28 protein-coding genes and 3 pseudogenes are annotated in these 26,694 nt (G+C 47.5%); 19 read left to right on the forward strand and 12 right to left on the reverse strand.

Translation table 11 applies throughout. The features are described from left to right. The first annotated feature begins 79 nt into the window (after positions 1-79). Positions 80-322: a type II toxin-antitoxin system RelE/ParE family toxin gene (locus AC1S5B_RS07035; protein ID WP_482036604.1), complete on the forward strand. Its 243-nt coding sequence runs from the start codon at positions 80-82 to the stop codon at positions 320-322. 56 nt (positions 323-378) lie between these two features. Here the strand turns inward: AC1S5B_RS07035 and AC1S5B_RS07040 are convergent, their stop codons facing one another. Both AC1S5B_RS07040 and AC1S5B_RS07045 read right to left on the reverse strand, forming a co-directional pair. Beyond that, positions 379-1,095: a hypothetical protein gene (locus AC1S5B_RS07040; protein WP_482034969.1), complete on the reverse strand. Its 717-nt coding sequence runs from the start codon at positions 1,093-1,095 to the stop codon at positions 379-381. A 56-nt stretch (positions 1,096-1,151) separates the two neighbouring features. Beyond that, positions 1,152-1,817 (reverse strand): hypothetical protein, encoded by a 666-nt coding sequence (locus AC1S5B_RS07045; RefSeq protein WP_482034970.1) that lies wholly within the window; start codon positions 1,815-1,817, stop codon positions 1,152-1,154. A 202-nt stretch (positions 1,818-2,019) separates the two neighbouring features. Here AC1S5B_RS07045 and AC1S5B_RS07050 point away from each other — a divergent pair, with 202 nt between their 5' ends. Further along, positions 2,020-2,268: a hypothetical protein gene (locus tag AC1S5B_RS07050; protein ID WP_482034971.1), complete on the forward strand. Its 249-nt coding sequence runs from the start codon at positions 2,020-2,022 to the stop codon at positions 2,266-2,268. Positions 2,269-2,272: 4 nt separating this feature from the next. On the opposite strand, the gene AC1S5B_RS07055 is transcribed toward AC1S5B_RS07050, so the two are convergent. Continuing rightward, positions 2,273-3,082, reverse strand: a complete 810-nt coding sequence (locus AC1S5B_RS07055; RefSeq protein ID WP_482034972.1) for an RNA methyltransferase — start codon at positions 3,080-3,082, stop codon at positions 2,273-2,275. A 228-nt stretch (positions 3,083-3,310) separates the two neighbouring features. Here AC1S5B_RS07055 and AC1S5B_RS07060 point away from each other — a divergent pair, with 228 nt between their 5' ends. Further along, positions 3,311-3,475 carry a DUF2256 domain-containing protein gene (locus AC1S5B_RS07060; protein WP_482036605.1) on the forward strand — a complete coding sequence of 55 codons (165 nt, stop codon included), beginning with the start codon at positions 3,311-3,313 and terminating at the stop codon, positions 3,473-3,475. Between the two features lie 11 nt (positions 3,476-3,486). Then, positions 3,487-4,449 carry an isoaspartyl peptidase/L-asparaginase gene (locus AC1S5B_RS07065; protein WP_482034973.1) on the forward strand — a complete coding sequence of 321 codons (963 nt, stop codon included), beginning with the start codon at positions 3,487-3,489 and terminating at the stop codon, positions 4,447-4,449. Positions 4,450-4,488: 39 nt separating this feature from the next. Here the strand turns inward: AC1S5B_RS07065 and AC1S5B_RS07070 are convergent, their stop codons facing one another. Together AC1S5B_RS07070 and AC1S5B_RS07075 are read right to left on the reverse strand one after the other, a co-directional pair. Beyond that, on the reverse strand, positions 4,489-4,995 hold the full coding sequence (locus AC1S5B_RS07070) for a hypothetical protein (protein WP_482034974.1): 507 nt from the start codon (positions 4,993-4,995) through the stop codon (positions 4,489-4,491). Between the two features lie 2 nt (positions 4,996-4,997). Continuing rightward, positions 4,998-5,576 carry a hypothetical protein gene (locus AC1S5B_RS07075; RefSeq protein WP_482034975.1) on the reverse strand — a complete coding sequence of 193 codons (579 nt, stop codon included), beginning with the start codon at positions 5,574-5,576 and terminating at the stop codon, positions 4,998-5,000. 184 nt (positions 5,577-5,760) lie between these two features. On the opposite strand from AC1S5B_RS07075, the pseudogene AC1S5B_RS07080 reads away from it, so the two are divergent. The 6 genes and pseudogenes from AC1S5B_RS07080 to AC1S5B_RS07105 form a co-directional block, all read left to right on the forward strand. Next, positions 5,761-6,339: pseudogene (locus tag AC1S5B_RS07080) on the forward strand (IS1 family transposase); the annotation flags it as partial. 53 nt (positions 6,340-6,392) lie between these two features. Beyond that, entirely contained in the window at positions 6,393-6,782 is a 390-nt protein-coding gene (locus AC1S5B_RS07085; RefSeq protein ID WP_482034976.1) for a helix-turn-helix domain-containing protein, read from the forward strand. After that, positions 6,674-7,336, forward strand: a complete 663-nt coding sequence (locus AC1S5B_RS07090; protein WP_482034977.1) for an IS630 family transposase — start codon at positions 6,674-6,676, stop codon at positions 7,334-7,336. Before AC1S5B_RS07085 ends, AC1S5B_RS07090 begins: the two co-directional genes overlap by 109 nt. A gap of 15 nt (positions 7,337-7,351) precedes the next feature. Beyond that, a pseudogene (locus tag AC1S5B_RS07095) lies at positions 7,352-7,540 on the forward strand (IS1 family transposase); the annotation flags it as partial. Between the two features lie 44 nt (positions 7,541-7,584). Beyond that, positions 7,585-8,118, forward strand: a complete 534-nt coding sequence (locus tag AC1S5B_RS07100) for a Uma2 family endonuclease (RefSeq protein ID WP_482034978.1) — start codon at positions 7,585-7,587, stop codon at positions 8,116-8,118. 84 nt (positions 8,119-8,202) lie between these two features. After that, the gene (locus tag AC1S5B_RS07105; protein ID WP_482034979.1) at positions 8,203-9,807 is read left to right on the forward strand and encodes an ATP-dependent DNA ligase; all 1,605 of its coding nucleotides are present in this window, start codon (positions 8,203-8,205) and stop codon (positions 9,805-9,807) included. Between the two features lie 3 nt (positions 9,808-9,810). On the opposite strand, the gene AC1S5B_RS07110 is transcribed toward AC1S5B_RS07105, so the two are convergent. Together AC1S5B_RS07110 and AC1S5B_RS07115 are read right to left on the reverse strand one after the other, a co-directional pair. Beyond that, entirely contained in the window at positions 9,811-11,628 is a 1,818-nt protein-coding gene (locus AC1S5B_RS07110; protein WP_482034980.1) for an ABC transporter ATP-binding protein, read from the reverse strand. A gap of 29 nt (positions 11,629-11,657) precedes the next feature. After that, a complete protein-coding gene (locus AC1S5B_RS07115; protein WP_482034981.1) occupies positions 11,658-11,792 on the reverse strand; it encodes a hypothetical protein in 135 nt (44 codons plus the stop codon). 439 nt (positions 11,793-12,231) lie between these two features. Here AC1S5B_RS07115 and AC1S5B_RS07120 point away from each other — a divergent pair, with 439 nt between their 5' ends. The 3 genes from AC1S5B_RS07120 to AC1S5B_RS07130 all read left to right on the forward strand — a co-directional run bounded on the left by AC1S5B_RS07120 (position 12,232) and on the right by AC1S5B_RS07130 (position 14,367). Continuing rightward, a complete protein-coding gene (locus tag AC1S5B_RS07120) occupies positions 12,232-12,894 on the forward strand; it encodes a hypothetical protein (protein ID WP_482034982.1) in 663 nt (220 codons plus the stop codon). A gap of 68 nt (positions 12,895-12,962) precedes the next feature. Further along, positions 12,963-13,619 (forward strand): L,D-transpeptidase, encoded by a 657-nt coding sequence (locus AC1S5B_RS07125; protein WP_482034983.1) that lies wholly within the window; start codon positions 12,963-12,965, stop codon positions 13,617-13,619. Positions 13,620-13,698: 79 nt separating this feature from the next. Further along, positions 13,699-14,367 (forward strand): cytochrome b/b6 domain-containing protein, encoded by a 669-nt coding sequence (locus tag AC1S5B_RS07130; RefSeq protein WP_482034984.1) that lies wholly within the window; start codon positions 13,699-13,701, stop codon positions 14,365-14,367. Between the two features lie 152 nt (positions 14,368-14,519). Here AC1S5B_RS07130 and AC1S5B_RS07135 read toward each other — a convergent pair whose 3' ends face one another. Then, a complete protein-coding gene (locus tag AC1S5B_RS07135; RefSeq protein ID WP_482034985.1) occupies positions 14,520-15,464 on the reverse strand; it encodes an alpha/beta fold hydrolase in 945 nt (314 codons plus the stop codon). A 321-nt stretch (positions 15,465-15,785) separates the two neighbouring features. Between AC1S5B_RS07135 and infC the strand changes: the two genes are divergently transcribed. From infC to AC1S5B_RS07150, 3 genes are all read left to right on the forward strand, one after another. After that, positions 15,786-16,313, forward strand: coding sequence for a translation initiation factor IF-3 (gene infC / locus AC1S5B_RS07140; RefSeq protein ID WP_482034986.1), 528 nt, complete (start codon positions 15,786-15,788; stop codon positions 16,311-16,313). 124 nt (positions 16,314-16,437) lie between these two features. After that, positions 16,438-19,506: a HEAT repeat domain-containing protein gene (locus AC1S5B_RS07145; protein ID WP_482034987.1), complete on the forward strand. Its 3,069-nt coding sequence runs from the start codon at positions 16,438-16,440 to the stop codon at positions 19,504-19,506. A gap of 103 nt (positions 19,507-19,609) precedes the next feature. Further along, positions 19,610-20,098: a Crp/Fnr family transcriptional regulator gene (locus AC1S5B_RS07150; RefSeq protein ID WP_482034988.1), complete on the forward strand. Its 489-nt coding sequence runs from the start codon at positions 19,610-19,612 to the stop codon at positions 20,096-20,098. A gap of 12 nt (positions 20,099-20,110) precedes the next feature. Here AC1S5B_RS07150 and AC1S5B_RS07155 read toward each other — a convergent pair whose 3' ends face one another. The 3 genes from AC1S5B_RS07155 to AC1S5B_RS07165 form a co-directional block, all read right to left on the reverse strand. Continuing rightward, the gene (locus tag AC1S5B_RS07155) at positions 20,111-20,290 is read right to left on the reverse strand and encodes a DUF2949 domain-containing protein (protein WP_482034989.1); all 180 of its coding nucleotides are present in this window, start codon (positions 20,288-20,290) and stop codon (positions 20,111-20,113) included. A 320-nt stretch (positions 20,291-20,610) separates the two neighbouring features. Then, complete coding sequence (locus AC1S5B_RS07160; RefSeq protein WP_482034990.1) at positions 20,611-20,751, reverse strand: hypothetical protein; 141 nt, start codon at positions 20,749-20,751, stop codon at positions 20,611-20,613. A gap of 85 nt (positions 20,752-20,836) precedes the next feature. Beyond that, positions 20,837-21,700, reverse strand: coding sequence for an SWIM zinc finger family protein (locus AC1S5B_RS07165; RefSeq protein ID WP_482034991.1), 864 nt, complete (start codon positions 21,698-21,700; stop codon positions 20,837-20,839). Positions 21,701-21,998: 298 nt separating this feature from the next. Between AC1S5B_RS07165 and AC1S5B_RS07170 the strand changes: the two are divergent. Both AC1S5B_RS07170 and AC1S5B_RS07175 read left to right on the forward strand, forming a co-directional pair. Continuing rightward, positions 21,999-22,067, forward strand: a pseudogene (locus tag AC1S5B_RS07170) (helix-turn-helix domain-containing protein); the annotation flags it as partial. A 117-nt stretch (positions 22,068-22,184) separates the two neighbouring features. Then, positions 22,185-22,670, forward strand: a complete 486-nt coding sequence (locus AC1S5B_RS07175) for a hypothetical protein (RefSeq protein WP_482034992.1) — start codon at positions 22,185-22,187, stop codon at positions 22,668-22,670. 22 nt (positions 22,671-22,692) lie between these two features. Here AC1S5B_RS07175 and AC1S5B_RS07180 read toward each other — a convergent pair whose 3' ends face one another. After that, positions 22,693-23,052: a CHAT domain-containing protein gene (locus AC1S5B_RS07180; protein WP_482034993.1), complete on the reverse strand. Its 360-nt coding sequence runs from the start codon at positions 23,050-23,052 to the stop codon at positions 22,693-22,695. A gap of 47 nt (positions 23,053-23,099) precedes the next feature. Between AC1S5B_RS07180 and AC1S5B_RS07185 the strand changes: the two genes are divergently transcribed. Continuing rightward, the gene (locus AC1S5B_RS07185; RefSeq protein ID WP_482034994.1) at positions 23,100-26,564 is read left to right on the forward strand and encodes a class I SAM-dependent DNA methyltransferase; all 3,465 of its coding nucleotides are present in this window, start codon (positions 23,100-23,102) and stop codon (positions 26,562-26,564) included. Positions 26,565-26,694 lie beyond the last annotated feature (130 nt).

The following is a 26,694-nucleotide window of genomic DNA, read 5'->3' on the forward strand; positions in this document are numbered from 1 at the left end:
CTATTTCGATTCGTCCTCAAGCGATCGCGGATCTCAACACCCATGCAGACTATCTATCCCAGCAGGATACATCCGTAGGATTTCGCTAGGATTTCGCTTTTTTGATGCCGCTCGACAAAGTTTTGCGGATTTAGCTCGGATGCGAGGAATCGGAAGCGCTTATGAGACAAATAACCCAAGTCTCCAGACCCTTCGCAAATGGCGCGTTAAAGGATTCGAGAAATTCCTTATCTTCTATCTAATGGAAGAAAATAGTATTGAAATTGTGAGAGTTCTGTATGCGGCTCAAGATATTCAAGGCATTTTGCAGCAAGAGGAATAGTTTTGAGAAAATTCCACCCGTAATTTCACCAACTGTATCTACCACGGGTTAATAACTCAATTTAGGCGCTGGACTTCTTGATGGACACTGATGCCAATTTGTAGGGCTTCGTTCAAAAATTGTCCATATTCATCCGCTTGATGCTTCACTTCCAGGCTTTTCACCAGGGATAGATTGGTTTCAATGCTGGCAAGTAAATCTTGCTGACGGGCAAGCAAGCCTCGATTTTCTCGCAGAATTTTTTCGGTTGTCAACCCGGCAATTAGGTTATCGCGGGTGAGGTGAATCGCTTCCAAGATCTCGGCTCGATTTTGCAAAGCGGAGTTCAAATTTCTGGCAATGTTGACTGTTTCTAGTCGATCTAATACCGCGATCGCGTTCAACATGTCCTCATATCGATCCACTTCGTCGAGCAAACGCATCAGACTTCGCAGATGTTTTCCTCGCCACTTCATATACAGATTCCAGGCAAGTAGAAGGGCGATCGCAATACCAAATGCTACGAACAAAAATCGTAAAATGCTGGAAGCATCAGCAATGCCATGTGCGCCACTGGTTAAAAACAAACTCAGCGGCAACGTGAATACAACAATCAGCAAAAATACAACTGCTTCCGTCAGGCAAAGTGCAATCAGTTTTTTGGGCTTTTGCAGCGCAGAAATGCGATAGGTGCCGCCAAATACGCCACCGATAAAAATATCGCCGACATCGCACCCGGTTAACCGCTCTAATTCGCGATCGCTAATCTTCAAGTCTGCTAAATCTGATCTCATACCCTTTCCCTAGTTCCTACTATTTAGCTCCTTCTCACTGCATTAAATCAACAGCATTAAGTCAATAGATTGATCAGTGCAGTCCACACGCCGCTGAAGAAGCTGCCTTCCCGTGGACGAAATAGCTCAAACTCACCAGGAGAGCCGAAGAAGGGGCGGAGAGTCCAACCAAGCTGAGTGCCCACAAACCCATATAAACATAGCCAAAATCGCAGGATACTGGTTCGCACTTTTGCCCCATCTCCATCGGCGATCGGTTTCATCACTTGGTATAAGAATGAAATTCCTAAAATTCCAGTTAAGGAAAAGATGATTACATTCATCAGCAGGAAGAAACTGTAGTCATTCACTGTGATTAAGAAGAATAATGTGACGGGTGCAAAGGCACACAGCAGCACTGCAATCACACAGACAGCCGTCAACAGATAAGTGAAGTGTTGGGCAATCGTTTTCTTAGAACCAAACAATGCGTTAAAGATATACAGTGTGGGCAAACAGACTAGCAGTGTAATTAAGTAAAGAGCCGGAAGCTTAATCGCCGAAGCTAATGCCTGAAGTGGGCTATGAAACATGCCAATGATGGCACCATAAATCGCAAAAAAACAAAAACTGGAAATCATTAAGGCGGAGATTTTGCTCTTAAGTTTGACTCCTTCATGAACTTCTTCTAAAAAAACTTGGCGATCGCGCAGTAGTGTAACAACCGTTGAGAAGTAATTCATTTGGACTCTCCTTCACAAAAATTAGTCAGTCAAGATAATTTGTAGAAACTGGCTTACAGGTGTCAGAAAATACAGCCCGACGTTGAATCATTTCGGAAGTTTACCCAAGCTTTATGACGGCGATTTTTATTCGGGAAACAGGCGATCGCGCTTCTCTTTCATAAGAAAATAACTCAAGCGTTTTTCCTATTCATTTCGACTCATGAACAAAAAATTAGTTTGGTATCTTAAAGCTCAAGCAGGCGTGTTGCTATTTCCCATGGGGCTTTGCTTATTGGGAGAAGCGGTGATTCACAAAGGCTCCGGTCAGCCCTGGTTTTGGCTGGGCACCCTTAGCTTGGTCGTTGTCAATACGGGCGTTGGTTTGATGATTGAAAGTGGCTTGATTAGCGGCTTTCCGAGAGATGTAGTTGATTCAAGTGCGACAAAACCCGATTTGAAGCCAGAGTAGCCATTTAATTGTCTTTTTCTGAATCGGGCGATCGCGTTCTGGCTGCCCACTGCATCTGGCTCAAAATCCCCCGCAGCATGGTCACCTCGTCACTGGATGGCATTGCCCGATTCAATAACCGCCGAAACTTTTTCATTCGACTGCTGGCAGTGTGGGTTTGCAGGTAGCCAATGTTGAGGAGAAGCGATTGGAGATGCTGGTAAAAGCCTTCCAGTTCGTTAATCGGAGCAGGCGATGGAAAGTTTTGTTCGCCCAGTGTTGACCCAGGAGATATTCTAAGTTCCGAGTTCGGGAGGTTTAACGCTGCTGACTGCGGATTGCGGACGGCTTCGTGTAGCTCATAGCAGCAAATTCCGACTGCCTGCGCCAAGTTGAGGGAGGGATAAACAGGATTGGCGGGAATGGTGATGAATCGGTGAGCATGGCTCAATTCGTCGTTGCTGAGTCCTCGGTCTTCGGGGCCAAAAATGAGAGCGGTGCTGTTGGGTTGTAGGTCAGTCTCCACAAGCCAAGGAAGAGCTTCGCGGGGATGTTCGGGGATGGTGGCGGCGTAGGGTCTACCTAGGGTGGCGATCGCTCGTTGGCAGCCCACTAATCCTTCTGGAATCGTTTGCACCACCTGCGCCGATTCCAATAATACTTTTGCGTGAACTGCCATATGTTGCGCTTCTTCCTCCAAGTGATCACATTGCGGATTCACCAACGTCAGATGGTGCAACCTCATATTCTTCATCACTCGCGCCACAGAGCCAATATTTCGTGCCCCAGCAGGCTCAACAAGAATAATCCGAACAGAGGCTAGAGAAGGAAGCATGAAAAAATGGCGAGTGGCGAATGGCAAATGACGAATGGGGAAACAACTTAATCAAATGAAATTGACAAACCTCTTAAAGAAGCAAAGTTGTTGAGAGGCAAAGTCGTTGAGGCAAGAGTATTACTTCAGTTTTACTGTACTAAACTGACGGTGAGCCTATTCATTCTCAATTTTAAGCATTTTCCTCAACTCAAAACTCACCATTCAAAGCTCTATATTTCCTTAACCATGCCACGCGGTGTTTCTAAATCAAATTTGCCCACAAAAATCTGTCCGGTATGCCAGCGTCCTTTTACTTGGCGTAAAAAATGGGAAGATTGCTGGGATGAAGTAAAGTATTGTTCCGATCGCTGTCGTAAGCGGCGATCGGAAGCAAGCACGAGTGACGACTAGGAGATTAAGGCATGTTGGCTGAGCGGGTGCAACCGAAAATTATTATTCATGGCGGCGCGGGCAGTTCCCTCAAAGGCAAAGGTGGAGTGGAGTCAGTCCGGCGATCGCTTCATGCCGTGCTGGAAGAGGTGTATCCAATGTTGGTGGCAGGGGCTTCTGCGGTGGATGCGGTGGTGCGGGGCTGCCAGCTATTGGAAGATGATGCTCGATTTAATGCGGGCACGGGATCGGTGCTGCAATCGGATGGGCAAATTCGCATGAGTGCAGCGCTAATGGATGGCACAGCACAGCGATTTAGTGGCGTGATCAATGTGTCGCGGGTGCAGCATCCGATTGATCTCGCGTTGAAATTGCAAGAATCGAGCGATCGCGTCCTGTCCGACTATGGCGCACTGGAGTTTCTGCGCGAACTGGGCTTGCCATCCTATGATCCGACGACCGAAATCCGCCTCCAGGAATGGATACAGGAACGGGCAGGCAACTTTTCGCGCGAGATGGCAGGGGTCGTTGCCGAAAAAGAATTGGTGGATAGCGAAGCCGGACGCGGCACGATTGGCGTAGTCATATTGGATGGAGAAGGGCGTGTGGTGGCAGGTACTTCCACAGGTGGCAAAGGGTTTGAACGGATTGGGCGGGTCAGCGATTCTGCCATGCCTGCGGGTAACTATGCCACGGCTCAAGCAGGAATTAGCTGCACGGGCATTGGCGAAGACATTATCAACCAGTGCTTGGCAGCCCGGATTGCGGTGCGGGTGGCAGATGGCATGACCCTACACCAAGCCTTCGATCGCTCCTTCACTGAAGCCCACAAAAATCAGTGCGATTTGGGTGCAATCGGTCTGGATGCAACGGGCGCGATCGCCTGGGGTAAAACCAGTGAAGTCCTACTGGCGGCATATCACACCGGGGACGCGATCGGCGATACCCTAGAATGGACGGGTGCTGATTTGGTTGGCAGCATTGGGATGGAATAGTTCTGGGCGATCGCTCTTCACTACGATCAGTCCAAGCAGTTAAAGCACTTGACCAAGGCAGTGAGTGAGTTCTAGTAATTTTATTTCTAGCTGACTAATTCGCTGCTCTTGTTGCGAGAAGAGTTGTTCAAGACTGGCTAACCGCTGCTCCGGCGATCGAGCATCTAAGTTGCCATTAAATATATCAACTAGTTTTTTCCAACTTCGATGCTTAACTTGAATATTGTGAACGTCGCGTAGATATTGATACGTAGCGTTAAAGCTGCCAAATCGAGCTTCGAGAAGTTTTTGCGTCCAACAGGTCGTTTGATTAAGTTGGTCAGCATCCAACATCTTTGGGTTTAGACCAAGCAACCGCTCTGTTTTTTCACCTGTCTTACCAGTTTCAGCCTTAGCGTAAGCATAGCCAGTACGCAAAGCAGCATCGGCAACTTCGAGCGTATTATCGGCTAAATCACGTCCCAACTGCTGCATTTCATGAATGCCGTGCTTAAGGTCACTCATCTTCTGAGTTGCGTCCTTAAGAGAATCTGTTAATTTACCCATGCCTACTGGTTATCTAATAAAGATCGATTGATATTCGCGGGTGTTTCATCAGTCCACTCTTCAGGTTTCGCAGAGCCTATCGGGTGAGCTTTTGGGACTATTGTACTGATATCGGTGTTGAGCAAGCGGTTTGCGGCAGTTAATAAACGTGTGAATCGCTGCCAAATCGTGAAAATGCCTCCTTCAGCCTTGACTTCCTCATAAGCAGACTCAAATGTTTCTAGGAGTTTTGTAGTTGCTTGCATCTGGTCAGTCAGGGCATCTACTTGACCTGCCAAATCGTTACCCCAATTTTCTACCTGACTTCGCATCTCTGAACTGTGAACTAAGGCGTTTTGGAGCCTTTGCTTTTCTTGTTGAACTACTTCAAGAGTACTGCCTAACATTTGCAGTTTTTGATTCATGCTGACCAGATTTTGCTTGGCTTCTGTTTGGCGACGAACAAGCTGACCACGGCTAATCGTTAAACTCTTATAGGAATCACGCAATTCTTTATAGGATGTTTCTAACTCTTCGCGCTGCAAATCGTCAGTATTCAATGGAAATTCAGTGACACTTTTGTAGTCCTTGTATCCTGCCATTATCTGCTTGCTCTACACATTATTTAGTTCCAAATTGGCACAGTTCCTTGTTTTGTAGCAACCTAAATTAAATCTCTTTACGAATGCTAAGCACGATAATGGTGAAAAAAGAACTGCCGGTAGTGCTTTTTCGTAAAGGGTGAGGGAAAATAGAGCCAACGGCTTAAGTAAACCGAGATCAACCATGAAACCATACTTAATCTGTCCGAATTGTGGATCGGATGACATCATGAAAAACGGGACAACTCGCCGGGGCAAGCAAAACCATAAATGCCGAGACTGTGGTCGTCAGTTTGTCGAAGATCCCCAGTGGAAGCCCAAGGATCAAGATACCAAGGCTCTAATTGATCGGTTATTGCTAGAGCGGATTCCTTTAGCGGGGATTGCTAGAGTCCTGAAGCTGTCGGAAAGTTGGTTGCAACAGTACGTCAATCAGACCTATGAGCAGGTGCGCCAACAAGCTGAGGTGCTGCCCAAAACAACCGCAAGGTTGACGGTTCAGATGGATGAGTTGTGGTCTTTGGTGGATGACAAAGGCAATAAACAATGGGTTTGGTTAGCAATGGATGTAGCGACCCGCGAAATCATTGGGTGTCATGTCGGTGATCGTTCTGCCGAGTCAGCGCAAGCCCTATGGGATAGCCTGCCGCGCCGCTATCGACAATATGCCCGGATCTACACCGACCACTGGGAAGCCTATGCCTGTGTGCTACCGAGCAAACGACATTTTGCAGTAGACAAGGATTCTGGGTTAACCAGCTACAGCGGTTTGCGTTCAGATAGGGGACACTAAAGTGGTGCAAAAGAAGGTAACGAATGAAGCCGTATTCCATCGACTTGCGAGAACGAGTTGTCAGTGCGATTGAACAAGGAGATAGCTCTTTCAGAAAAGTAGCGCAGCGCTTCTGTGTCAGCAAAAACTGTGTCGAGCGGTGGGTCACTCAGAAGCGGACAGAAGGTCATGTGGTGCCACGCAAGCAGGGTGGGTCGGTGAGTGCGGTGATGGAGCATCAAGATCAGTTGATGGCGATCTTCGAGCAACAGACCGATGCGACCTTGGCAGAATACTGTGAGTTATTGTTTGATGCGACTGGACTATGGGTAAGCCAAAGCACCATGTGTCGGACATTCCAGCGACTAGATTTACCACGCCAAAAAAAACACTCCGCGCCCACCAAGCGACGAGCGAACGCGTACAACGCTTAAGAGCGGAGTATTGGACCCAAGTCAAGGGGGTAGACCTCAAGGACTTAGTGTTTCTTGATGAGATGGGAGTTTTGCTGGGACTGATGCGAACGCATGCCCGTGCAAGGTCTGGAGCACGAGCTTACGACTTCAAACCCTTTTATCGCGGTAGTAAGGTGAGTGTCATTGGTGCGATCTCGGTCTCAAAAGTCCTGGCTGTAATGACAATGGATGCTTCGATGGACGCGGCTGCCTTTGAAGTCTATGTCTCCCAGTGTCTTGTGCCCCAACTCTGGCAAGGGGCTGTTGTGGTCATGGACAATCTGCCGACCCACAAAGTAGACGCGATAGCACCTCTAATTGAAGCGGTTGGCGCAAGGGTGCTGTACCTGTCTCCTTACTCCCCGGAATTTAACCCCATAGAACACTGGTGGTCGCAGTTAAAAGCCTTCTTAAGGCAGTTCTCGCCGACGACCTCGAAACGGGTCGATACGCTGATTGCAACGGCGATGGATTTAATGAATCCGAAGCATTTGCGAAACTGGTTTGCCCACTGCTGCTACTGTCCCTCATGAGTCTGCAAACCGCTGTATATTGAGCGGTTGAATAACACGTTACGACAACGCATTTCACGCTTAGTGCGCCAAACTTTATCGTTCTCGAAGAAGTTAGAGAATCACATTGGAGCGATTTGGAATTTCATTCATCACTACAATCAAAAGATTCGAGAGCAATTGCGACGGGAGCAGATGGTTTCTTTTTCTCCATCCTTTACATAATGACACTACCGAACTGCCCATAAAGCCTTGGGAATGAAAATGCCATGATTACTCAAATTGAGAAAAGAATCTATACCGCTGAAGAGTATCTGGAACTGGAACTTGCGGCTGAAACACGCAGCGAATATCGCGATGGAGACATCATTCCCATGACTGGCGGCACCCCTAACCACAACGATATTTCTGGAAATCTCTATATCCTGCTTAAATCTGCTCTTAAGGGAAAAGACTATCGGATTTTCTACGCAGACCAGCGGCTACGGATTCCAGCAGTCAATCTCTATACTTACCCGGATGTGATGGTGGTGCCCAAGCCGCTGGAGCTGCAAACGGGACGCAAAGATACGATCCTAAATCCTTGCTTCATGGCTGAAGTGCTATCCAAATCGACTCAAAACTATGACCGCAGCGAAAAATTTGCCGCCTATCGTACTATTCCAACTTTTCAGGAATATCTGTTGGTCGATCAACATCGTATTCACGTTGAACATCATGTGAAAACTGCCGTCAATCAATGGCTGTTCTCGGAATACGATGATCCAATGATTACGCTATCTTTTAGCGCTTTTGAGTGTTAGATTCAAGTCGCAGACCTGTACGAAGCGATCGACTTCACCAGCATTTAGGGTTCCATGGATAGCAGCGTCTAGTAGCAGGAAGGTATGCAGCGGTTTACGCAGTTGTTTCAGCAAGTGGATGCCACCACCTCAACGAACGAAAAAGTTCGGGCGTTGCAAGCCTACTTTCAAGCAGAAGAAGCTCAGAATGCAGTGTGGGCGCTGTATTTACTGTTGGGGAAAACTCGCAAGCGACTGATCACCTCTCGGATGCTGCGCGATATCTTTCTACAAATCTCCGACATTCCCGAATGGTTGTTTGAAGACTGCTACGCCCAAGTGGGCGACACTGCCGAAGTCATTGCCCTGTTGTTACCTTCTACGCTTCCTTCCCATTCCACGTCGCATTTTCCTTTGCACCAGTGGATGGAAGAAATTATTCCCCAGATCAAAACAGTGGAATCAGATCTAGCTCTCAAAGAACTCGTGATTTCCTGGTGGTTTTCGCTCAATTCTGTGGAAGTGTTTGTGTTGAATAAGGTGCTATCGGGAGCCTTTCGGGTGGGAGTTTCCACCAAGCTGGTGATTAAAGGATTGGCGGCAGCATCGGGTGTATCAGAAGCGGTGTTGGCGCATCGGTTGATGGGCGATTTTGTACCCTCGATCGCCGCTTACACCCAACTGATCCAACAGGAAGAATCGGCGCGTGCCCCCAGTCAGCCCTACCCATTTTTTCTAGCATCGTCGCTAGAAGAAGATAAGTTTGCATTAGAGTCTTTTGAGCGGTGGCAGGCTGAGTGGAAATGGGATGGTATTCGGGCGCAAATCATTCGCCGCAATGGAGAAGTTTTCATTTGGTCGCGGGGCGAAGATTTGATTACCGAGCAATTTCCCGAACTTGCCCAAGGCTTTTTAGCCTTACCTGATGGATTGGTGTTTGATGGCGAGATTGTCTGCTGGCAGGGCGATCGCCCCCTCAGTTTCAACCATCTGCAAAAGCGGTTAGGCAGAAAGCGGGTGACCCAAAAAATGATGCAGGAGAATCCAGCGCACTTGATTGCCTACGATTTGTTGGAATATGAAGGGCTGGATATTCGAGAAATGCCCTTGCGCGATCGCCGCTCCCGACTCGTAGAATCTCTGCAAACTGCCAATCAAGCCCTAGTGACTCTATCCGAAACAATGCCGATTGAATCGCTGAAAAACCTGCGATCGCTGAGAGAGCAAGCCCGTGATCAAGCAGCCGAAGGCTTGATGATCAAAGATCTGGATAGCCCCTATTTGGTGGGCAGAAAACGCGGTTACTGGTGGAAATATAAAGTTGAACCGATGTCATTGGATGCGGTGTTGATCTATGCCCAAGCAGGCAGCGGCAAACGGGCAAACCTGTTTACCGACTACACGTTTGCCCTGTGGCAAGGAGATGAACTGGTGCCCTTCGCCAAAGCCTACTCCGGTTTAGACAACAAAGAAATTGACGAGCTAGATAAGTGGATTCGCAACCATACGATTGAGAAATTTGGACCCGTGCGATCAGTGGAACCCATCCATGTGTTTGAAATTGGTTTTGAAGGAATTTCTCAATCTAAGCGCCATAAATCTAGCATTTCAGTCCGCTTTCCCCGCATCTTGCGTTGGCGAAAAGACAAACCCGCGCCAGAAGCCGACGCGATCGCCGCAGCCCTCCAGCTATTAGGGATGACGGAATGACTATTACGCCAACAGGTCCCCCGTTTCTTGTAGCGAGTGCAGCCGTTGATACATGCCGCCGTGATTGAGCAGTTCCTCATGGCTACCCACTTCCACAATCCGCCCCTGTTCCAACACCACAATTTTGTCTGCTTCCCGCACTGTGCTGAGGCGATGAGCAATGATAATTAGGGTTCGCGTGCCAAGGAGCGATCGCATTGCCAATTGAATCGATCGCTCCGACTCATAATCCAAACTAGAAGTCGCTTCATCAAACACCAGCACATCTGGATTCATAATTAAGGCACGGGCAATGCCCACTCGCTGCCGTTGCCCACCCGATAGGCGCACCCCTCGCTCCCCAACGGTGGTCGCGTAACCTTTGGGCATTTGACGAATAAAATCATCTGCCTGGGCAATTTGGCACGCATCCTGAACTTCCGCCAACGTCGCCTGGGGATTGCCATAGGTGAGGTTCTCCAGCAGCGTCCCGTTGAAAATATCAACTTCCTGATGGACGATCGCTAACCGCTTGCGATAAGCCGTAATATCCAACCGCTGCACCTCTTCGCCGTCGATCAAAATAGCACCGATCTCTGGTTCAAAATAGCGAAATAGCAGCTTCACTAGCGTGGATTTGCCAGACCCCGATCGCCCCACCAGCGCCACCGTTTGATATGGCTCCACCAGCAGATTGATATCTTGCAGCACTGGACGACCCGGATTATAGCTGAAGGTAAGATGGGAAAATTCCACCTTGCCCGTAAAGTCATACGTTGGAGCCGATGCTGGATCAATCACCAAATTGCCAGCATCCCTCCCTGCCGGAAGCTGCATAAATTCATGAAACCGAATCATCGAAGCATAGCGACGGGCAAATATTTCTGCCAGTTGGCTAATGGGTTCCACTTCTGCATATGCCATGCTGGAAACCGTCAAAACCGTAATGAAATGCCCGATCGAAATCTGATTTTGCACGGCTGCCCACAGCGTACACGCCAGCACCAAAAAGACACAGGTTTGAACGATGGTTCGTTCATAGGTGCCCAAAATCACGTAGCCTTTGTGAATCCGATAATTCAACACCTTAAATTCGCGATCGATTCTTTGCTGCTGTCGTTTTAGCTCTTCCGACTCAGTGGCAAACGCTTTCACGGTTTTGATGTTGGTAATAATTTCTGACGTGCGGCTTTCCGTATCCTCCATGTATTTATCTAGCTTCTCTTCTTGATCTGCCAGATTTTTTAAGCCAAACGCACTGAAACTAATAATTCCTACAAAAGAAACCAGTAGCAGCAACGAAATTTTCCAGTCGATCAGCCAAATCACGACAAAAATACCCGCCACGCGAAATAACTTAGGGATTAATTGCCCCGTGATCTCTGGATAAGTCCAAGTGTGATTTGCTAATCCCTTTGCTACCCGCGAAGCCACGCGCCCTGGGTTGTTTTCGTCATAAAATTCCAGGGGTAGCGTCAAGACTTTTTCCAAAGATTTTCGGGCATAATCTCGCCGCGCCCGAAACGCGGTATCCCAGTTAAACCAAGCACCTAGCCACGGCTGAATGGGTGCGCGACCCACCGACACAACCCCAATCAGCCCCACCAAAATAATTAACGACAACGCCTGATTCTGAGGTTGACCCGTCACATTTGCCGCGATCTCCACAATCCCTTGCACCGGGCGATCGACCGGCTGATTGGACAACACATTCAAAATTTGCCCGATCGCATAGGGCACAAACAAATCAATAATCTCAAAAATACTAATTGCCACAACACTAAAAAGCGAAATCAGCCAGTAGTTGCGGTAATAAAGAATGACATCTTTAAACTTCGCCATAACGCCTCTCTAACAAACCCTGACCCCATTTAGTCAGTTTTCCCCCATAGAATTGCCACTTCACACTGTTCAAGGGCGATCGCACCTCTGCCCCAAGCATCAGCACAGCAATGGCTCAACCAGCATCGTAAAATTGCTCGTTGAGTTGCCCGATTGACAGGCAAAACTACTTTTCAAAATACTGGGCAACCTTATGGTCAAGTTGCCAAACAAGTCGCACTACAGAAGTAGTATTGTAATACAAATAGATCGAGAAAAGGAAAGTTTCGGAAATGCATCCCTTAAATTTTAGAAAAGATAAAAACTCCTAAATTTTCTATGAACAAAGAGAAAATTCTTATGAAGTCTTAATAAAGTCCCAGTAGGATTACTGGTCACTCATCTTGTAGCTTAGCTAGGCTGCATGAGGAATTGCGTAGAAAAACAAATCATCACTAGAAACAAACTTGATGGGATGTACGTCTACTGCGTCTACTTTGGTAAGTTCAGCCTTTGTAACTTTGGTAAGTTCAGCCTTTAAAGCTTTGGGCGATTTGAAAGCTGCTTAAGGTTCTTACAAAGCTTTCAACTTTTCTCTCAACGTTAATCTCCCCCAAGGCGTTTATGTTAGAACCCGTAGCTATAGTTTTGAAAACCGTGCCCGCGATCACGGCAGGAGCCATTTCCCTTGGGTATTTGACCTCTAAACCCGTTCAAGCAGCCACATTAACCTATGAGATGACTGTCGATGTAACTCAAGGAAATTATCAGGGAACCTATCAAGGCAGCTTTAGCTACGATGCCTCGCAACCCCTACAACCTTGTCAAAATAGTTTCGTCTTCACTTGTGCGACTGTGGAGCAAAATAAATTATCGGTTCTATTCAATTTTCTGGGCAAGGTCTACTCAGAGAAGGACGATGTAGATTATGGGTTTGGTTTTCCGTCGGTTTACTTTCAAAACAACGCTCTTGTAGGTTTAAGTTTGGTTGTCATTCCCCCCACTTCAGATACCAGCTTCTCGGTTCTTGGCAAGAGCTTTTATGTAGGGTTTGAGACTTATCCAGATACTGTGACGAAGCAAGGATTGGTTGGCACAATATCCTACAAATTGAAGCAGTTGCCACCTGTCCCCGGTCCTGCCCCCGCTCCTGCTCCTCCAACTGATTCTGTCCCTCCACTTTGTCCTGGAAATTGCGAGAGCATACCAGAACCGTCCGAAATGGCGGGGAGTGCTTTAGCGATCGCGTTTCTAGGATTAGGGCTAAAACTACGACGAAAGGAGTAAAGCTATGACCGTTTGAAATAACTCGAATATGATGAAAATAGGTTGTTTAAGATTCATGGCTTCTGACGATGTACCGTCTGTCTAAACTTATTGGCGATATCGTAACAATCGGCATTGTGGGTCTAGTGCCGCTGCCTCAAGTCGCTTTTGCAGCCCTTGCCCCTGTTCAAACTGGTGAAGCCGCGATCGCCCTTCCCAGTGCTCCCCCTGATCCGCTGGCGGCACCTTTACAAAGTCCACTGCAAGATTTAGAGCTTGAGTTGCCACCTGCGAACCTAGAACTGAAGCCGCTATACAGTCCAGAGCCGTTTCAACCCCCCAAGCAAGAGCAACCCTTGCGCCTAGAGATCAAACTAAGTCGCCGACAGGTAACTTTATATCGAGGTAGCATCGCAGTCAAAAGCTACGCGATCGCGGTGGGGCGTGCTGGCTGGGAGACTCCTAGAGGCACCTTTCAAGTAAAACAAATGTTTCGCAATCCTACGTGGATTCATCCCCTCAAAAAAGGAATTGTTATACCGGGTGGCGATCCAGAAAATCCCTTAGGACGTTACTGGATAGGGTTTTGGAGCGATGGGAAAAACTGGATTGGCTTTCATGGCACAGACAATCCCAAGTCTGTCGGCAAAGCCGTATCCCATGGCTGCATCCGCATGTATAACGCAGACATCGAACAGCTTTTCAAGAAGGTCAGCTTGGGAACTGAGGTGAAAGTTGTGAAATGAGCGTTAGGCTGCATAGCCTCCAGGAAAAGTTCTGATTCTGCTATGCTTCCAGAAGCTTTTGATTAGAAGAAACATGGATATGTCGCGGACTCGTCCATACCAGCCTATTTTACTACGAATATTGCATGGTGGTGCTGCCGTATTGCTCGTTTTAGCCTTGATTTCAGGCTTTTTGATCTACAACACTTATGACAAGCGTTGGGGTAGTTTTACCTTACCCACGATAGGAGATATTCAAGGTATTCATGGCACGATTGCCCTAACGTTCCTATTATTTCTACCAGTTTTTGCTCTGTACAGCTTTCATATTGGCTATCGTCGTCTAGTCGAAGAGCAATCTTTCAGTCAGTTAAAACAGTTTGGCAAGCCGGTTTGGTGGATATCAGTACACCGATTTGCAAATACGTTGATGTTGCTTGCGGCAACATTTGCTGTGGTAACTGGTCGAATGATGAAAGAAGAATGGCTTCCTGCTGGAGAAATTTATCGTCAATGGTATCTAGCCCATTTGGCGGCGTGGGTATGTGTGCTCATTAGTCTTGCATTACATCTACTGATGGGCGCTAAGGTCGGCGGAGTGCCCTTACTACTATCAATGTTTAATTGGAAAACGCGAGGCGAGAATACTCCACGTTCCTGGTTTCAAGGGGTCAAAATAAAGCACTCTAGTTTGGTCTTGAAGGTTCTTGAGGGCATTGTAATTGGAGGTATTGTTATGGCATTTCTTCTGCCAGTCTTTAACTCCTGAAACGCAACGGTATAACAATGCCGTTGTACACCGACTCTCTAAAGTTGCTTGGTTGAGTCCGAGAAATAATATGCGACGGGTGAATCGGGTTCATAGATAGGTTTCGGGTTTCAGATAGCGGGTGTCGAAAACTCAAAACTCAAAACTCAGAACTAATTTCCCTTTTCCCCTGTCCAATCATTGATCCAGTTCAAGATTTCTTGATTAACGAGATCTGGGCATTCATCATGGGGGCAATGTCCCGCGTTTTCAATTTCTACCAGCTTTAAATTTGGGTTGTATTTCACAAACAGTTTTGCCAGTTGAGGCGGCACCATCACGTCTTTCAGTCCCCAAAACAACAACATGGGGATCGTTAAAGTCGGAAGTACTGCTTTTGCCGTATAGTCTCGCGTGGGTTTGGCGGTCGATCGCACCATTGCTCTTAAGGCTTTTACCGCATTGCGATCGTAGGCAGGAGTCGAAAACATATCCACCAATTCATCCGTCACGGCAGACTTTCCGGCATAAGCTTGGCGTGCCCAAAACAGGCGAATAGCCTGCGGATGACGTGCCAGCCAAAATACTCCGTCAAAGATGAGTGGAAAAGTCACAATCCACTTGGTTAAGGCAACGGCAGGACGGGAAAGCGGTTTGAGTGAGGCGATCGCCCGACTCACTGGCGCAGGCAGTTCCAACACCGATGCATCTGGCAAGTTCAACATCACGATTCCACTCACCATTTCTGGATGGGCGGCGGCGGCGGCTAACGCCACTAAAGAGCCAATTGAATTTCCGACTAAAATCACAGGCTGCTTCACAAACATGCGCCAGAAATCATACACTTGCTCCACCCATAGCTCAATGCCAAAGGAAGCAGTCACCTTTTCAGATGCACCAAACCCTAATAAATCTACGGCATAAACAGTATGCTGCTGTCCTAGTTCCGGTAAGTTATGCCGCCAGTGACCAATGGAACCACCAAACCCATGCAGTAAGAGCATCGGCGTTGAGCTAGAACCAGCAGAGCGCACACAGGTGTAGCGCGTTTGCCACCCTCGCCACATCCAATCTCGCTGATTCCCCAATTGCTGCTGCCAAAGCGGAGTTATCGCCATTACTTTTTACTGACTGTGTACATAAATCATAACAATCAGTGAATTTGTCTGCACCACAAAACCGTCTCTAGAGTGCAGAAAAACGCGCAAATGATGTTTCAGATAATCATCTGATTGAAAATTTTATAAACAATCCCCAGAAAACAAAGCGGAGTGGGTAGAATGTCAGATACAATCATGTGTTCAAGGATCTAAGGAATCACCTTGATTCTCTAATGAATCATTGTTGTCTTCGATCCCTGCTAAAAGCCAGGTTGCAACCATAATACGAATTCGTTTGTTGTTGCGATCGCCTATCCATTATCCTCTTTAAAACTGCCTGTGACTGGAAATAGACCGACACGCGACTTACCCACTATCAATGAACGAATTCGATTCCCTCAAATTCGAGTCATTGGTGCTGACAACTCTCAATTAGGGATTATGACCCCTCGTGAAGCCTTAGAGCTTGCCGAGGAAAAGGAAATGGATTTGGTTTTGGTGACTGATAAGGCAGAGCCTCCCGTTTGCCGAATCATTGACTATGGCAAATTTAAGTTTGAACAAGAGAAGAAAGCGAAAGAAGCGAAGAAGAAGCAGCACAACGTTGAAGTCAAAGAAGTGAAGATGCGTTACAAGATTGAGAAGCATGATTATGATGTGCGAATCAATCAGGCAAAGCGCTTTTTGCAAGATGGCGACAAGGTTAAGGCAACGGTGATGTTTCGGGGGCGTGAAATTCAGCACAGCGACATGGCAAGAGATTTGCTTTCTCGACTAGCCAACGATCTGCAAGAATTTGCTGAAGTTCAACAATTTCCGAAGCAGGAAGGGCGCAACATGATGATGCTATTGGCTCCTAAAAAGTAGCCAATGAATCCGGCGATCGCAGTTTAGCAACTAAAATTTCTGCAACGAAATAGGTTTGCATCTCTACAATGAAACCCATTCAGGGCACCCTAGTTAAAGTGATGCTCGACGGCTGGCAGAGTGAATGGGACTAATTGATCAATGGTTTTCTAAAGACGGCTGGAGGCAAACTCTGCTACAGGGGTTTAACCTTCGGGCGGAAGAGGCAGAGCGAACGTTTTTAATGTTTGCCTTTTATGCTACAACGTCAATCGGCTTAGTCTGGTTAGAGGCAATCACAGCCGATCTGTTTCTGAGCGAATATAAAGCAGAGGGGCTGCCTTGGATTTACATTGCCAGCGCAGGCATTGGCTCAGGGCTTAGTTTTGTCTATTCCCAGCTTCAAAAGACTTTGCCGCTGCGCCGAGTCATTGTAATTATCGCGCTGCTGATGGCGGCTCCGCTGCTGCTTTTTTGGGTGGGATTGAGTGCCCAAGCAATTTACCCCTTTGAGTTTTGGAAGGTGAGTACAGTCGGAATCACCATTTTTCTGATGCGGCTGTGGGTAGAGGCGCTGAATGTTCTCAATGATTTAAACACAGCAATTACAGCCAATCAGTTATTTAATATTCGGGAAATTAAGCGCACTTATCCCTTAATTAGCAGTGGGATCTTAGTGGCAGATGTCATTAGTGGCTTTTCCCTGGGTTTCATGATCAAGCTGGTGGGCAACCTGGAAAATATGGTGCTGCTGTCTTGCGGCATGATGGCGATCGGGGCAGGCATCCTTTTTTACCTGAGTAATGCCTATCAACAAGCATTTCCAGATTTTTTGCGCAGGCGATCGGGATCAGAGGAGCAAGCCTCGGAATTCTCAACGAATCGCTCTATGCAGGGTTCTTTGCGTCGCTACGTAATTTTGTTGTTTTTGTTTTTCATCTTGTCCCAAGTGCTGTTCTTGCTGATTGATTTCCGCTTCTTGGGAGCGTTGCAGGAGTTTTCGACCTCAGAAGGGCAAATCGCTGCATTCCTAGGTGTTTTTAACGGCATCTTGGGCATTTTTGAAGTGAGTATGCAGTGGTTGGCTTCCAGCCGCCTGATCGAACGGGTCGGCGTGTTTTTTGCTTCGCTGTTATTGCCCGGTGGAATCGGCATCTTAAGTGCTTTGGCGATTTCTAGTTTGGCATGGCAAACTCCATTGGTCAGCCAGTGGGAATGGACAGTACCGCTGTTTCTGATTCTGCTTGCTCTGAAATTTTATGATGAACTGCTGCACTATACGCTATTCGCCAGTGTGGGTCCGGTATTGTTTCAACCGGTTCCTGAAGGGGTTCGGAGCCATGTTCAGGCAATGGTGCGAGGGGTGGCGGAGCCGTGGTCTACAGGTGTGACGGGGATCGCGTTGCTGGCATTGGGTTGGTTCGGGGGCGATCGCCAGCTCGATATTTTGTTTCCAGTCATGCTGGTTCTGTCATTGGTTTGGGTTCTAGTGATTTTGTTGCTGCGGGCAAAGTATGTCAACCTTCTGGTGATTAGTGCAGACCGTGGACAACTGACGCGGGATGTGGATGAACTTGAACTGCGGCGAAAACTGCTGGAAACCCTTGAAAAGCCAGGACCCGAAAAACGGAAGGAATCCTGTATTGATTTTTTGAGTAAGGTATATCCTAAAAGTGCCTGCGAACTACTAGCCCCGCGCTTGATAAATTTTTCACCGACTCTCCAGCGAAAAAGTTTGGAGGCAATGCTGCTTTACCCCAGTGCGGCGGCTCTCAGCGAGGTAAAAGACCTGATCGATCAAACTCCTTCTGCTGATGTACTGGCTTTGGCGCTACGATTTGCTTGGATTACAGAAGAAGACCCAGACATTCGCCGCCTACGCGTTTATTTGAAGTCGGAAGTCGATCCGGTGGTACGAGGCACCGCTTCTTCACTTATGATGCGTCAGGGTGATTCCACTCAAAAGGCGGAGGCGACTAATACTTTGCGGCGAATGCTCACTCACAAATCTGAGAAAGAGCGGGTGATGGGCTGTCGGGCATTGGGGGAGGCGGTCTATTTGCAAGCACTCCGAATTTATATTCCTAATTTATTGCAGGATGAATCTCTGCGGGTCAGGTGGGCAATTCTGGATGCGATCGCGGCAACTCACTTAGAAGAATTTTATCCATCATTACTGCGGGGCTTGCAGTATAAATCTACGCGGGAGGCTGCGCTCAAGGCATTGGTACGATTGCATAACGAAGCATTGCCGATGTTAATTGATCTGGCAGAAGATGTGCAAAAGCCTGATATTGTGCGGCTTCATGCATGGCAAGCGATCGGGTTAATTGGCACCTCAGAGGCTCTCGATGCACTGATTTCTCACCTAGTAGTGGCATGGGGAAATAATCGCCGTAACATCCTCAGAATTTTGTTAGAAATACCGGGCGAAGCTGGCATTGAAAGTACCTTAAAGCAAATGGGGCGAAGTGGCGTGGAACAACTGATTGACCAAGAACTAATGTTTATGGGTCAGATATATGCAGCGTTGCTAGATTTATCGCCTCAAGCAATGTGGATGCGGGAGGCAGATTTACTAAAACGGGCACTGGAAGGGTTGCTGACAGATGCTCAGGAAAGACTATTTTTATTGATGCAATTTTTGTATCCCATTGGGGCAATTAAGGCAGCGGCGTTTAATCTCCAGTCTGCTTCTCGCAGCAATATGGCGCGCGGCTTAGAAATTTTGGATAACACCTTAGATATTCCAAATAAACGAGCGTTGTTGAGTCTTTTGGATCGCAATTCTGAGGAAGAAAAGCTGAGGAATTTATCAGAAATTTTTGAGGATCAGCGATCGCTACCCAGCGATCGCTTGCGCCAATTGCTAGACCTGCGGCATTTTTTATCAGATTGGGCGATCGCCTGTTGTTTTCATCTGGCAAAACAAGCTCACTGGAGCCTAACCAGCGAGCAAGCAGTCGCCTGTTTGCGTCATCCTAAAGGGTTTGTGCGAGAAGCGGTGATATCCTATCTATGGATGGCATCTCCAAGGGCAATGCAAACGTTGCTACCGCTCTTACAAAAAGACCCTGATCGCCTAGTGATCGCTCAAGTTAAGAAGATGCTGAGAGAGCTTGAGCTAAAGAAAGGAAATTCCGTTGAAGCTACTGGAACGGCTTCGATGAATTTATTAAATATTCCAAATCAGCCTGGATTTGAAACAATTTAGTAATGCACAGTCTGTGTTTTGGGAATTCTGTTAATAATGGCTCTATTGCATCGGTTATTTCTATTAAAACCAAGCAATTGCTCGCCTCATTTGCACTGCCGCTATGCTGTCTAGTTTTGAAAGAGTTTTATTTATTCGAGAAGTCCCAATCTTCAAAGAACTGCGGGAAGAGTTTTTAGTACGCTTAGCCTCGGTGATGGACGAGCTTGCCTTTCCGAGTAACCATACTATTTTTACCCAAGGGCAGGAAGGGCGATCGCTCTACATTGTGGTGTCGGGCAAAGTGCGCGTTCACATTGAAAGCCAAGAACTCGTGCTGCTTGAGCAAGGAGCGTGTTTTGGAGAAATGTCTTTATTTGATGCCGAACCTCGCTCCGCATCGGTTACAACGTTAGCTCCCTCGGAATGCCTCGTCCTCACGCAGCAGCAGTTATATGAGGCGATTGAAGAAACTCCAGGTATTGCGGTGAATATTATTCGCTTACTGTCTCGGCGGATTCGCGAACTCAATCAAAAAATGAATGCGATGCAAAGTTCGATTGGTGCCCCACCGCCCCCAACGCGACTATATAAGCCTGCTCAACTGCGTTAAGGCTCAACTACGTTAAGCCGTTTCCATCCAATCAAAAATTCGGTCTAAATCTTCCAGAGTAACCAAGCCGTATTGCCACAAAATCATGGGCAACAGGCTTGGGGTAAATTCTTGATGACGTTGCGCGATCGCAATCTCACTATCAGAAATTGCCAATTCTTCTTTCAAAAATTGGATCAATCGTGTATTCACAACGCCTCCCTTCTTTAGTTCCATTTTAATTAAAACACCGACTTTATAAAGTTATGTAACAGACTCTCAGATTTCTTTTTAGTTTAACTAGATTACTCGAAGGTTCCCCTTAAGAAAAGCAGAATTTTATGAAATTATTTGCAAACTTTAGAAACTACATCAATTCTTCTTTTTACTTTTACGCAATTCATTGATTATGCAGCCGGGGGATTGCCGTACTAGGATAGACGCAAACAACTAAAACGCCCCAAATTTTCATTGAGATGAGAATCGGGGGCGCAGTAGATGAGAATCTAGAGCATGAATTTAAAGGAAATCTGCTATCCGTTTGTCCGTCGAGCATGATCCATAATTTTTTGCTTACGCTCAGAGGTGTTGCCCGTGGATCTCTTGCTAAAGTCTCCCGTACTGCGAGATAGATGTTCCAAGATACGCCTTTTGCGATCGCTGTCACTTGCCATAAAAAAGAACTCTACCGATTGCTTAGGTGGTCTTCTTTATTTTAGAAATCTTTACATTGATCTACCAACGGCATCTAAAAAAGTTTTAACGCTCTGATTCCGCTTTGGGAGAAGAGACAGTCATCGCCGTCAAAATTGCCTGCTGGCTGACGCTTTGATAGATTTCCTTTAAGTGTTGCATTGCACTTTGAGCCGCCTTTGTAGCCACCGTCGCATCGCCATCGCTTATCTTCAACGGAATTGTGCCTAACACATCTAAAACCGTTTCACTACTGGGCGGCGGCGCAATCACCACTAAAGAGGGTTCTAATTCATCGGTATAATACCAAAATTTCTCTAGATTGAAAGCAGGGGAGGAGATGGGGGAAGGTAGAAATGAACTAGTTTCTTGAATGGTTGAATGTCCATCTCCACCTTGGCTACGAGTTTGGCGCAAGGCTTCGATAATTTGCTCCTTGCTGCGCCCCCGTAATTGAAAAAGAACGAAGGGATCTTCACCAAAGCGATCGCCCAACAGATAATAGACCGCGCCAATATGCTTACAAGGATTAGCGGGATCAGGGCAAGAACACCGACTGTGAATATCAAACTTAGTAAATGGAAACAGGCTCAAACCATTCCCTGTAAAGACTTCCTCAATCGTTTGCGGCATTTCTCCAGCGAGCAACTTAGCAGAAAAAATCGCCCGCTGCGACATGGACTCAATCACATAATTCCATTGCTCTTCAGTGAATGGGTCAAGCGATAATGTCACCTTATAGGGTTCTGGAGCCGTTCCCTGAACCAGGGCAGCCACTTTTTCGCCATTAAACTCAATGCTCAACACATTTCCTTCGCGTGCATAAATTCGCGCTCGGGCTAATCGTCGCGTCCAGCCGAACGATTCCAACACATCGATCCAGCGCTGTGCCCACCATTCGCGAATAGGCTGAGAATAGGCATCAGTCATAGCAAAAGTAGGAAAAGAGTAGGGCGAAACACCAAAGGAAAAGTACGAAGGGAATACTCAGAACGTCTCATTAAAATCTACCGTTTTTTGGCAGACATTTTCCGGCGAATGCTTATTTGACCGGAAAAATGGGATTCAAGCCCCGCTCTTTGAGAACGGTTTTTTCTTCGAGGGTTTTAGCTTGCGGACTACTTCTCTTACATACATCCGATTTTGTTCTATTTGCAGCAGAGCAGTATGCTTCAAGCCATGCAAACTCCTCATCACTTAGCCGAAAAAAACACGCAACCCTAAACAGGTTGAATCGCTATCCAAGTTATTTGGCTGCACTCGTGTAGTCTGGAATTCGGCGCTAGCGTTTTGCTAATCTAATTGGCGGGACGGGTTTAAATATGCGGGTTCTGGAGAGTGGAGGAAGACGTAAATCCAAGCCTAGTTTGGTTGCAACCTATGAAGCGTCAACTCATCTATTAGGAGAACAGCAATGTCTGAATTTCTAGATAGGGAATCCCCACGCCTTCAGGCTGGGGAGGATATCAATCTTCCAAATTTTAATGGGCTAACCTTTAGGGCATGGCAACCAGAACTATTGCTAGGTCAGCGATGGATTGTGCTGGGACTCTTGATCGCCTTAGCTAGTTGTGGGGGAAAAGCCGCTTCTGAAAGCAGTGGAGGTACTGGCACGGGTGAAATAGTCAGTCCAAAAACAATCCCAATCCAAGAGGTGCAAAAAACGATGGATCGGAATTCGGTGGTGACCGTGAAAGGCGTAGTGGGCGATCGCGTACCCATTTTGAATGGCACCGTGTATGAGCTTCAGGACTCTACGGGCAAGCTTTGGGTGCTCACCCAAAAACAGCCCCCTGAATCAGGTCAAGAAGTCGTGATTACAGGCAGTCTCCGCTTCAAAAGCATTCCCCTGAATGGGCAAGAGCAGGGATCGGTCTATGTGGAGCAATCGGGGGAATGACGAATGAGCAGCCTTCGCGCCATTACAGCCCATTGCCGATCAAGATAAAGGGTGCCCAATACAGTGGATGGCGATAATTGCCATCATTGATCAATTCGATTTGCGCCTGCCGCAGTGCTTCTGCCTTAGAATTTCCCTTTTGCAGCGCCGCATAAAATTTACTCATCAATACGGAGGTGCCGTCATCTTGGACTGCCCAAAGAGACGCGATCGCCGCCCGTGATCCAGTCCGCTGCATCTGGTAGCCAAACCCCAAAATCTCCAGCCCATTGCCCAACTTGCCGCCTACCCCGGTTTTACAGGCACTCAACACAAACAACGACACATTCGGCAGTTTCCAGGCTTCAATTTCCCGCAAGGTGACCGCATCGCCATCGCCCAACGACAGCTAACCCCACTTCCTCTGATTGCCCCAAGCTCAAAAGCCATATGACCACAACCGCAGACACGCTTGAGTCGTTTATTGATCGCTGGCAGCACTCTAGCGGAAATGAACGCGCGAACTATCAGATGTTCTTTTCGGAACTGTGTGATGCGTTGGGAGTTGCCCGCCCCGATGCGAAAGGTAGTGTGACGGATGATCCCTATTGCTTTGACAAAAACATCACCATCTATCATCCCAGTGGCAAGAAAACACCGGGCTATATTGACTTCTACAAAGCCGATCACTTTTTAATTGAGGCAAAGCAGGGCGGCGATCGCTCAGGCAAGGGTACGGCAAAACGGGGCACGAATACTTACCTGAAGGCAATGGAGGCGGCATTTGTGCAAGCGATCGCCTATACCCGCAACTTGAGTAGCAAACCGCCGTTTCTGTTGACCTGTGATATTGGCGATCACTTTGAGCTTTGGCTAGGCTTTAACGGGGATTATGGCGGCTATGGGGCACGGCGGGATATTGCGCTCACCGATCTGCGCCAGCCAGAGATTTTTGATCTATTTGTGGATATATTTACCGATCCGCAGAAGCGCAACCCCGAAAAAATTGCCGCGAAGGTGACGCGAGAAGTGGCGGCAGATTTAGCGGAGTTATCGAAGCGGTTGGAAGGTCTGCATGAACCGCAAGAAGTTGCCCACTTTTTGATGCGCTGCATTTTTACGATGTTTGCCGAGGATGTGGGATTGCTGAAGGAGCATTTGTTTACAGAGGCGTTGGAGACGCGCTGGTTGCTCAATCCCAAAAGTTTTAAGCCGGAGGTGGAAAGCCTTTGGCAAGCGATGAATGATGGCACCCCGTTTGGCTTTTATGGCAGGTTGTTGCAGTTTAATGGGGGCTTGTTTGCTGAATCGATCGCGTTTGATTTGACCACTGAGCAGCTTGAGGTTTTGCTACGGGCAGCCAAGCGGGAATGGAAGGATGTGGAGCCTGCGATTTTTGGCACGTTGCTGGAGCGGGCGCTGGATACTAAGGAGCGCAGCAAGCTGGGGGCACACTATACCCCTCGATCCTATGTGGAGCGGTTGGTGCGTCCGGTGGTGATGGAGCCGTTGCGAGAACAGTGGGATCTGGTGCAGGGCGAAGTGAAGCAGATCTTGGGGGATGTGGATATCGAGCCGACTGCTGCCCAAAAGAAGAAGGCTGTTGCAGGGCTGGAAGCTTTTATTACCCAACTGAGCGAGGTGAAAATTCTTGATCCGGCGTGTGGCACGGGCAACTTCTTGTATGTGACGCTGGACTTGATGCAGCAGCTAGAAACTGAAGTGTTGAAACGGCTGGAAGACATCACCGGACAAGCACAAATGCGACTTGCACTAAACCGTATTCAAATTACTCCCAAACAGTTTTTGGGGATTGAGCTAAACCCGCGTGCGGCAGCGATCGCGGATCTGGTGATCTGGATTGGCTATTTGCAGTGGCACTTCCGACGGTTTGGTAACCTTCCCCCGGTGGAACCTGTGCTGCGTGAGTACAACAACATCGAATGTCGAGATGCGGTGCTGGCATATGACGGCAAGGTGGAAGACGTTGACCCGAAGACGGGCAAGGTGAGAACGCGATGGGGCGGACGAACGATGAAACATCCGGTGACAGGCGAAAACGTGCCCGATCCGAGTGATCAGATTCCGATTTATCGATATATTAATGCGCGATCGGCGGAGTGGCAGGAAGCAGATTATGTAATCAGCAATCCGCCGTTTATTGGCAATGCCAGAATGCGCGATCGCTTGGGTGATGGATATGCAGAAACGCTGCGCCAAGTCTATCCAGATGTGCCGGAAACCGTTGATTTTGTCATGTATTGGTGGCACAAAGCCGCCGAACTCACCAGAGCAAACATCATTACTCGATTTGGCTTCATCACAACAAATAGCATTCATCAAGTTCGACAAAGAAAAGTGATTGAGTTTCACCAAAACCAAAAAGACCCGATTCGCTTGATCTTTGCGATCGCGGATCATCCTTGGGTAGAAGAGGAAGGCGCAGCCGTCAGAATTGCCATGACCAGCGGACAAGCTGATTCATCAAATATCGTTCGAGTCGCCCAGCTTGGAACCGTTGTTCAAGAAATTGATGCAGGAACACCGGAAGATTCAGCAGAAAAAGTTGAAGTTAAGTTTCAGCAAGTCACGAAAATATTTAGTGATCTTCACGCTGGGGCTGATGTTAGCAGCACAGTCAAGCTAAAAGCGAATCTAAGCCTATCTTGTCCTGGAATGAAGATGACAGGAGCAGGTTTTCTAGTTACTCCACAAGAAGCAACTCTCTTAGGATACGAGACTGATGACCAAATACGCTTTGTGGTTAAACCATATCTTCATGGAAGAGATATAACAGATCGACCAAGAGGACTATACACGATTGATTTATTTGGATTATCAATTTCGCAGGTACAGACGTTATACCCAACTGTGTATCAGTGGATCTATGAACGAGTTAAACCTGAACGTGATACTAACAACCGTAAAGCACTGCGAGACAATTGGTGGATATATGGTGAAGCAAGGGCTACTTTAAGACCAGCTTTGAAGGAGCTTGAAAGATACATTGTTACAGTAGAAACAGCAAAACATCGTGTATTTGTATTTCTGGATAAAGATGTAGTTCCTGATAATAGGCTAATTGCAATCGCCTTTGAAAATGCTTACTTCTTAGGAATTCTCTCTAGTAAAATTCATGTCACTTGGGCACTTGCAGCAGGCGGAACTTTAGAAGATAGACCTGTCTATACAAAAACCCGATGCTTCGATCCCTTCCCCTTCCCAGAACCCACACCAGAACAAAAACAAAAAATCCGTGAACTGGGCGAACGACTCGATTCCCACCGCAAGCGCGTTCAGGCACAGCATCCCGAAGTCACCATCACCGCCATGTATAACCTGCTGGAAAAGATCCGCGCAGGGCAACCACTCACCGAGAGCGATCGGGCATTCAACAACAAAGCCTTAGTTTCCACACTCAAACAAATCCACGACGAGCTAGATGCAGCCGTGTTTGAGGCTTATGGATGGGAGGATTTAAAAGCAGAAGGCAGAACCAAGAGTGAAGTCGATGAAACCATCCTAGAAAGGCTGGTAGCGTTGAATGCTGAACGAGCCGAGGAAGAACGCAATGGTTTGATTCGCTGGTTGCGTCCAGAGTATCAGGCACCGGGCGAAACTCAGACTCAGCGAGTAATTGAAGGCATTACCGAAATCGAAGTTGAAAGCGCGATCGCCCCTGTCGAACAACAGAAATTTCCCAAAGCTTTCAAAGACCAACTAGCAGCCGTTCGCGACTTGCTCCGCACCCAAAGCGGCGAATGGACAATCGACCAAATTGCTGCACAGTTCAAAGGTGCAACTCGCCAAAAAAATGTTATTCTCACCTGCCTCGAAAGCCTAGAAGCCTTGGGCATCGTGGCTCGATATTCAGAAGCAGATGACCGACTCCACTGGTACTTGCAAAACGTTTAGGAACTGCAAAACGCCTGTTCGTCTTTGGAGTAGTGGATGAAGATTTGTTGTTGCATTTGAGTTCACCTGCGATCGCTTAACTGGGTCGTTACGATGACTTCAGTGTACTAAAGAAGCACGAATCGCCCCG

The organism is Leptolyngbya sp. CALU 1928 (assembly GCF_056784215.1).

Excerpts from the sequence above, each read along its gene's own strand:
- AC1S5B_RS07040 (WP_482034969.1), bottom strand. The coding sequence starts at position 1,095 with ATGAGATCAGATTTAGCAGACTTGAAGATTAGCGATCGCGAATTAGAG.
- AC1S5B_RS07045 (WP_482034970.1), bottom strand. The coding sequence starts at position 1,817 with ATGAATTACTTCTCAACGGTTGTTACACTACTGCGCGATCGCCAAGTT.
- AC1S5B_RS07050 (WP_482034971.1), top strand. The coding sequence starts at position 2,020 with ATGAACAAAAAATTAGTTTGGTATCTTAAAGCTCAAGCAGGCGTGTTG.
- AC1S5B_RS07055 (WP_482034972.1), bottom strand. The coding sequence starts at position 3,082 with ATGCTTCCTTCTCTAGCCTCTGTTCGGATTATTCTTGTTGAGCCTGCT.
- AC1S5B_RS07060 (WP_482036605.1), top strand. The coding sequence starts at position 3,311 with ATGCCACGCGGTGTTTCTAAATCAAATTTGCCCACAAAAATCTGTCCG.
- AC1S5B_RS07065 (WP_482034973.1), top strand. The coding sequence starts at position 3,487 with ATGTTGGCTGAGCGGGTGCAACCGAAAATTATTATTCATGGCGGCGCG.
- AC1S5B_RS07070 (WP_482034974.1), bottom strand. The coding sequence starts at position 4,995 with ATGGGTAAATTAACAGATTCTCTTAAGGACGCAACTCAGAAGATGAGT.
- AC1S5B_RS07075 (WP_482034975.1), bottom strand. The coding sequence starts at position 5,576 with ATGGCAGGATACAAGGACTACAAAAGTGTCACTGAATTTCCATTGAAT.
- AC1S5B_RS07085 (WP_482034976.1), top strand. The coding sequence starts at position 6,393 with ATGAAGCCGTATTCCATCGACTTGCGAGAACGAGTTGTCAGTGCGATT.
- AC1S5B_RS07090 (WP_482034977.1), top strand. The coding sequence starts at position 6,674 with ATGGGTAAGCCAAAGCACCATGTGTCGGACATTCCAGCGACTAGATTT.
- AC1S5B_RS07100 (WP_482034978.1), top strand. The coding sequence starts at position 7,585 with ATGATTACTCAAATTGAGAAAAGAATCTATACCGCTGAAGAGTATCTG.
- AC1S5B_RS07105 (WP_482034979.1), top strand. The coding sequence starts at position 8,203 with ATGCAGCGGTTTACGCAGTTGTTTCAGCAAGTGGATGCCACCACCTCA.
- AC1S5B_RS07110 (WP_482034980.1), bottom strand. The coding sequence starts at position 11,628 with ATGGCGAAGTTTAAAGATGTCATTCTTTATTACCGCAACTACTGGCTG.
- AC1S5B_RS07120 (WP_482034982.1), top strand. The coding sequence starts at position 12,232 with ATGTTAGAACCCGTAGCTATAGTTTTGAAAACCGTGCCCGCGATCACG.
- AC1S5B_RS07125 (WP_482034983.1), top strand. The coding sequence starts at position 12,963 with ATGTACCGTCTGTCTAAACTTATTGGCGATATCGTAACAATCGGCATT.
- AC1S5B_RS07130 (WP_482034984.1), top strand. The coding sequence starts at position 13,699 with ATGTCGCGGACTCGTCCATACCAGCCTATTTTACTACGAATATTGCAT.
- AC1S5B_RS07135 (WP_482034985.1), bottom strand. The coding sequence starts at position 15,464 with ATGGCGATAACTCCGCTTTGGCAGCAGCAATTGGGGAATCAGCGAGAT.
- AC1S5B_RS07145 (WP_482034987.1), top strand. The coding sequence starts at position 16,438 with ATGGGACTAATTGATCAATGGTTTTCTAAAGACGGCTGGAGGCAAACT.
- AC1S5B_RS07150 (WP_482034988.1), top strand. The coding sequence starts at position 19,610 with ATGCTGTCTAGTTTTGAAAGAGTTTTATTTATTCGAGAAGTCCCAATC.
- AC1S5B_RS07160 (WP_482034990.1), bottom strand. The coding sequence starts at position 20,751 with ATGGCAAGTGACAGCGATCGCAAAAGGCGTATCTTGGAACATCTATCT.
- AC1S5B_RS07165 (WP_482034991.1), bottom strand. The coding sequence starts at position 21,700 with ATGACTGATGCCTATTCTCAGCCTATTCGCGAATGGTGGGCACAGCGC.
- AC1S5B_RS07175 (WP_482034992.1), top strand. The coding sequence starts at position 22,185 with ATGTCTGAATTTCTAGATAGGGAATCCCCACGCCTTCAGGCTGGGGAG.
- AC1S5B_RS07185 (WP_482034994.1), top strand. The coding sequence starts at position 23,100 with ATGACCACAACCGCAGACACGCTTGAGTCGTTTATTGATCGCTGGCAG.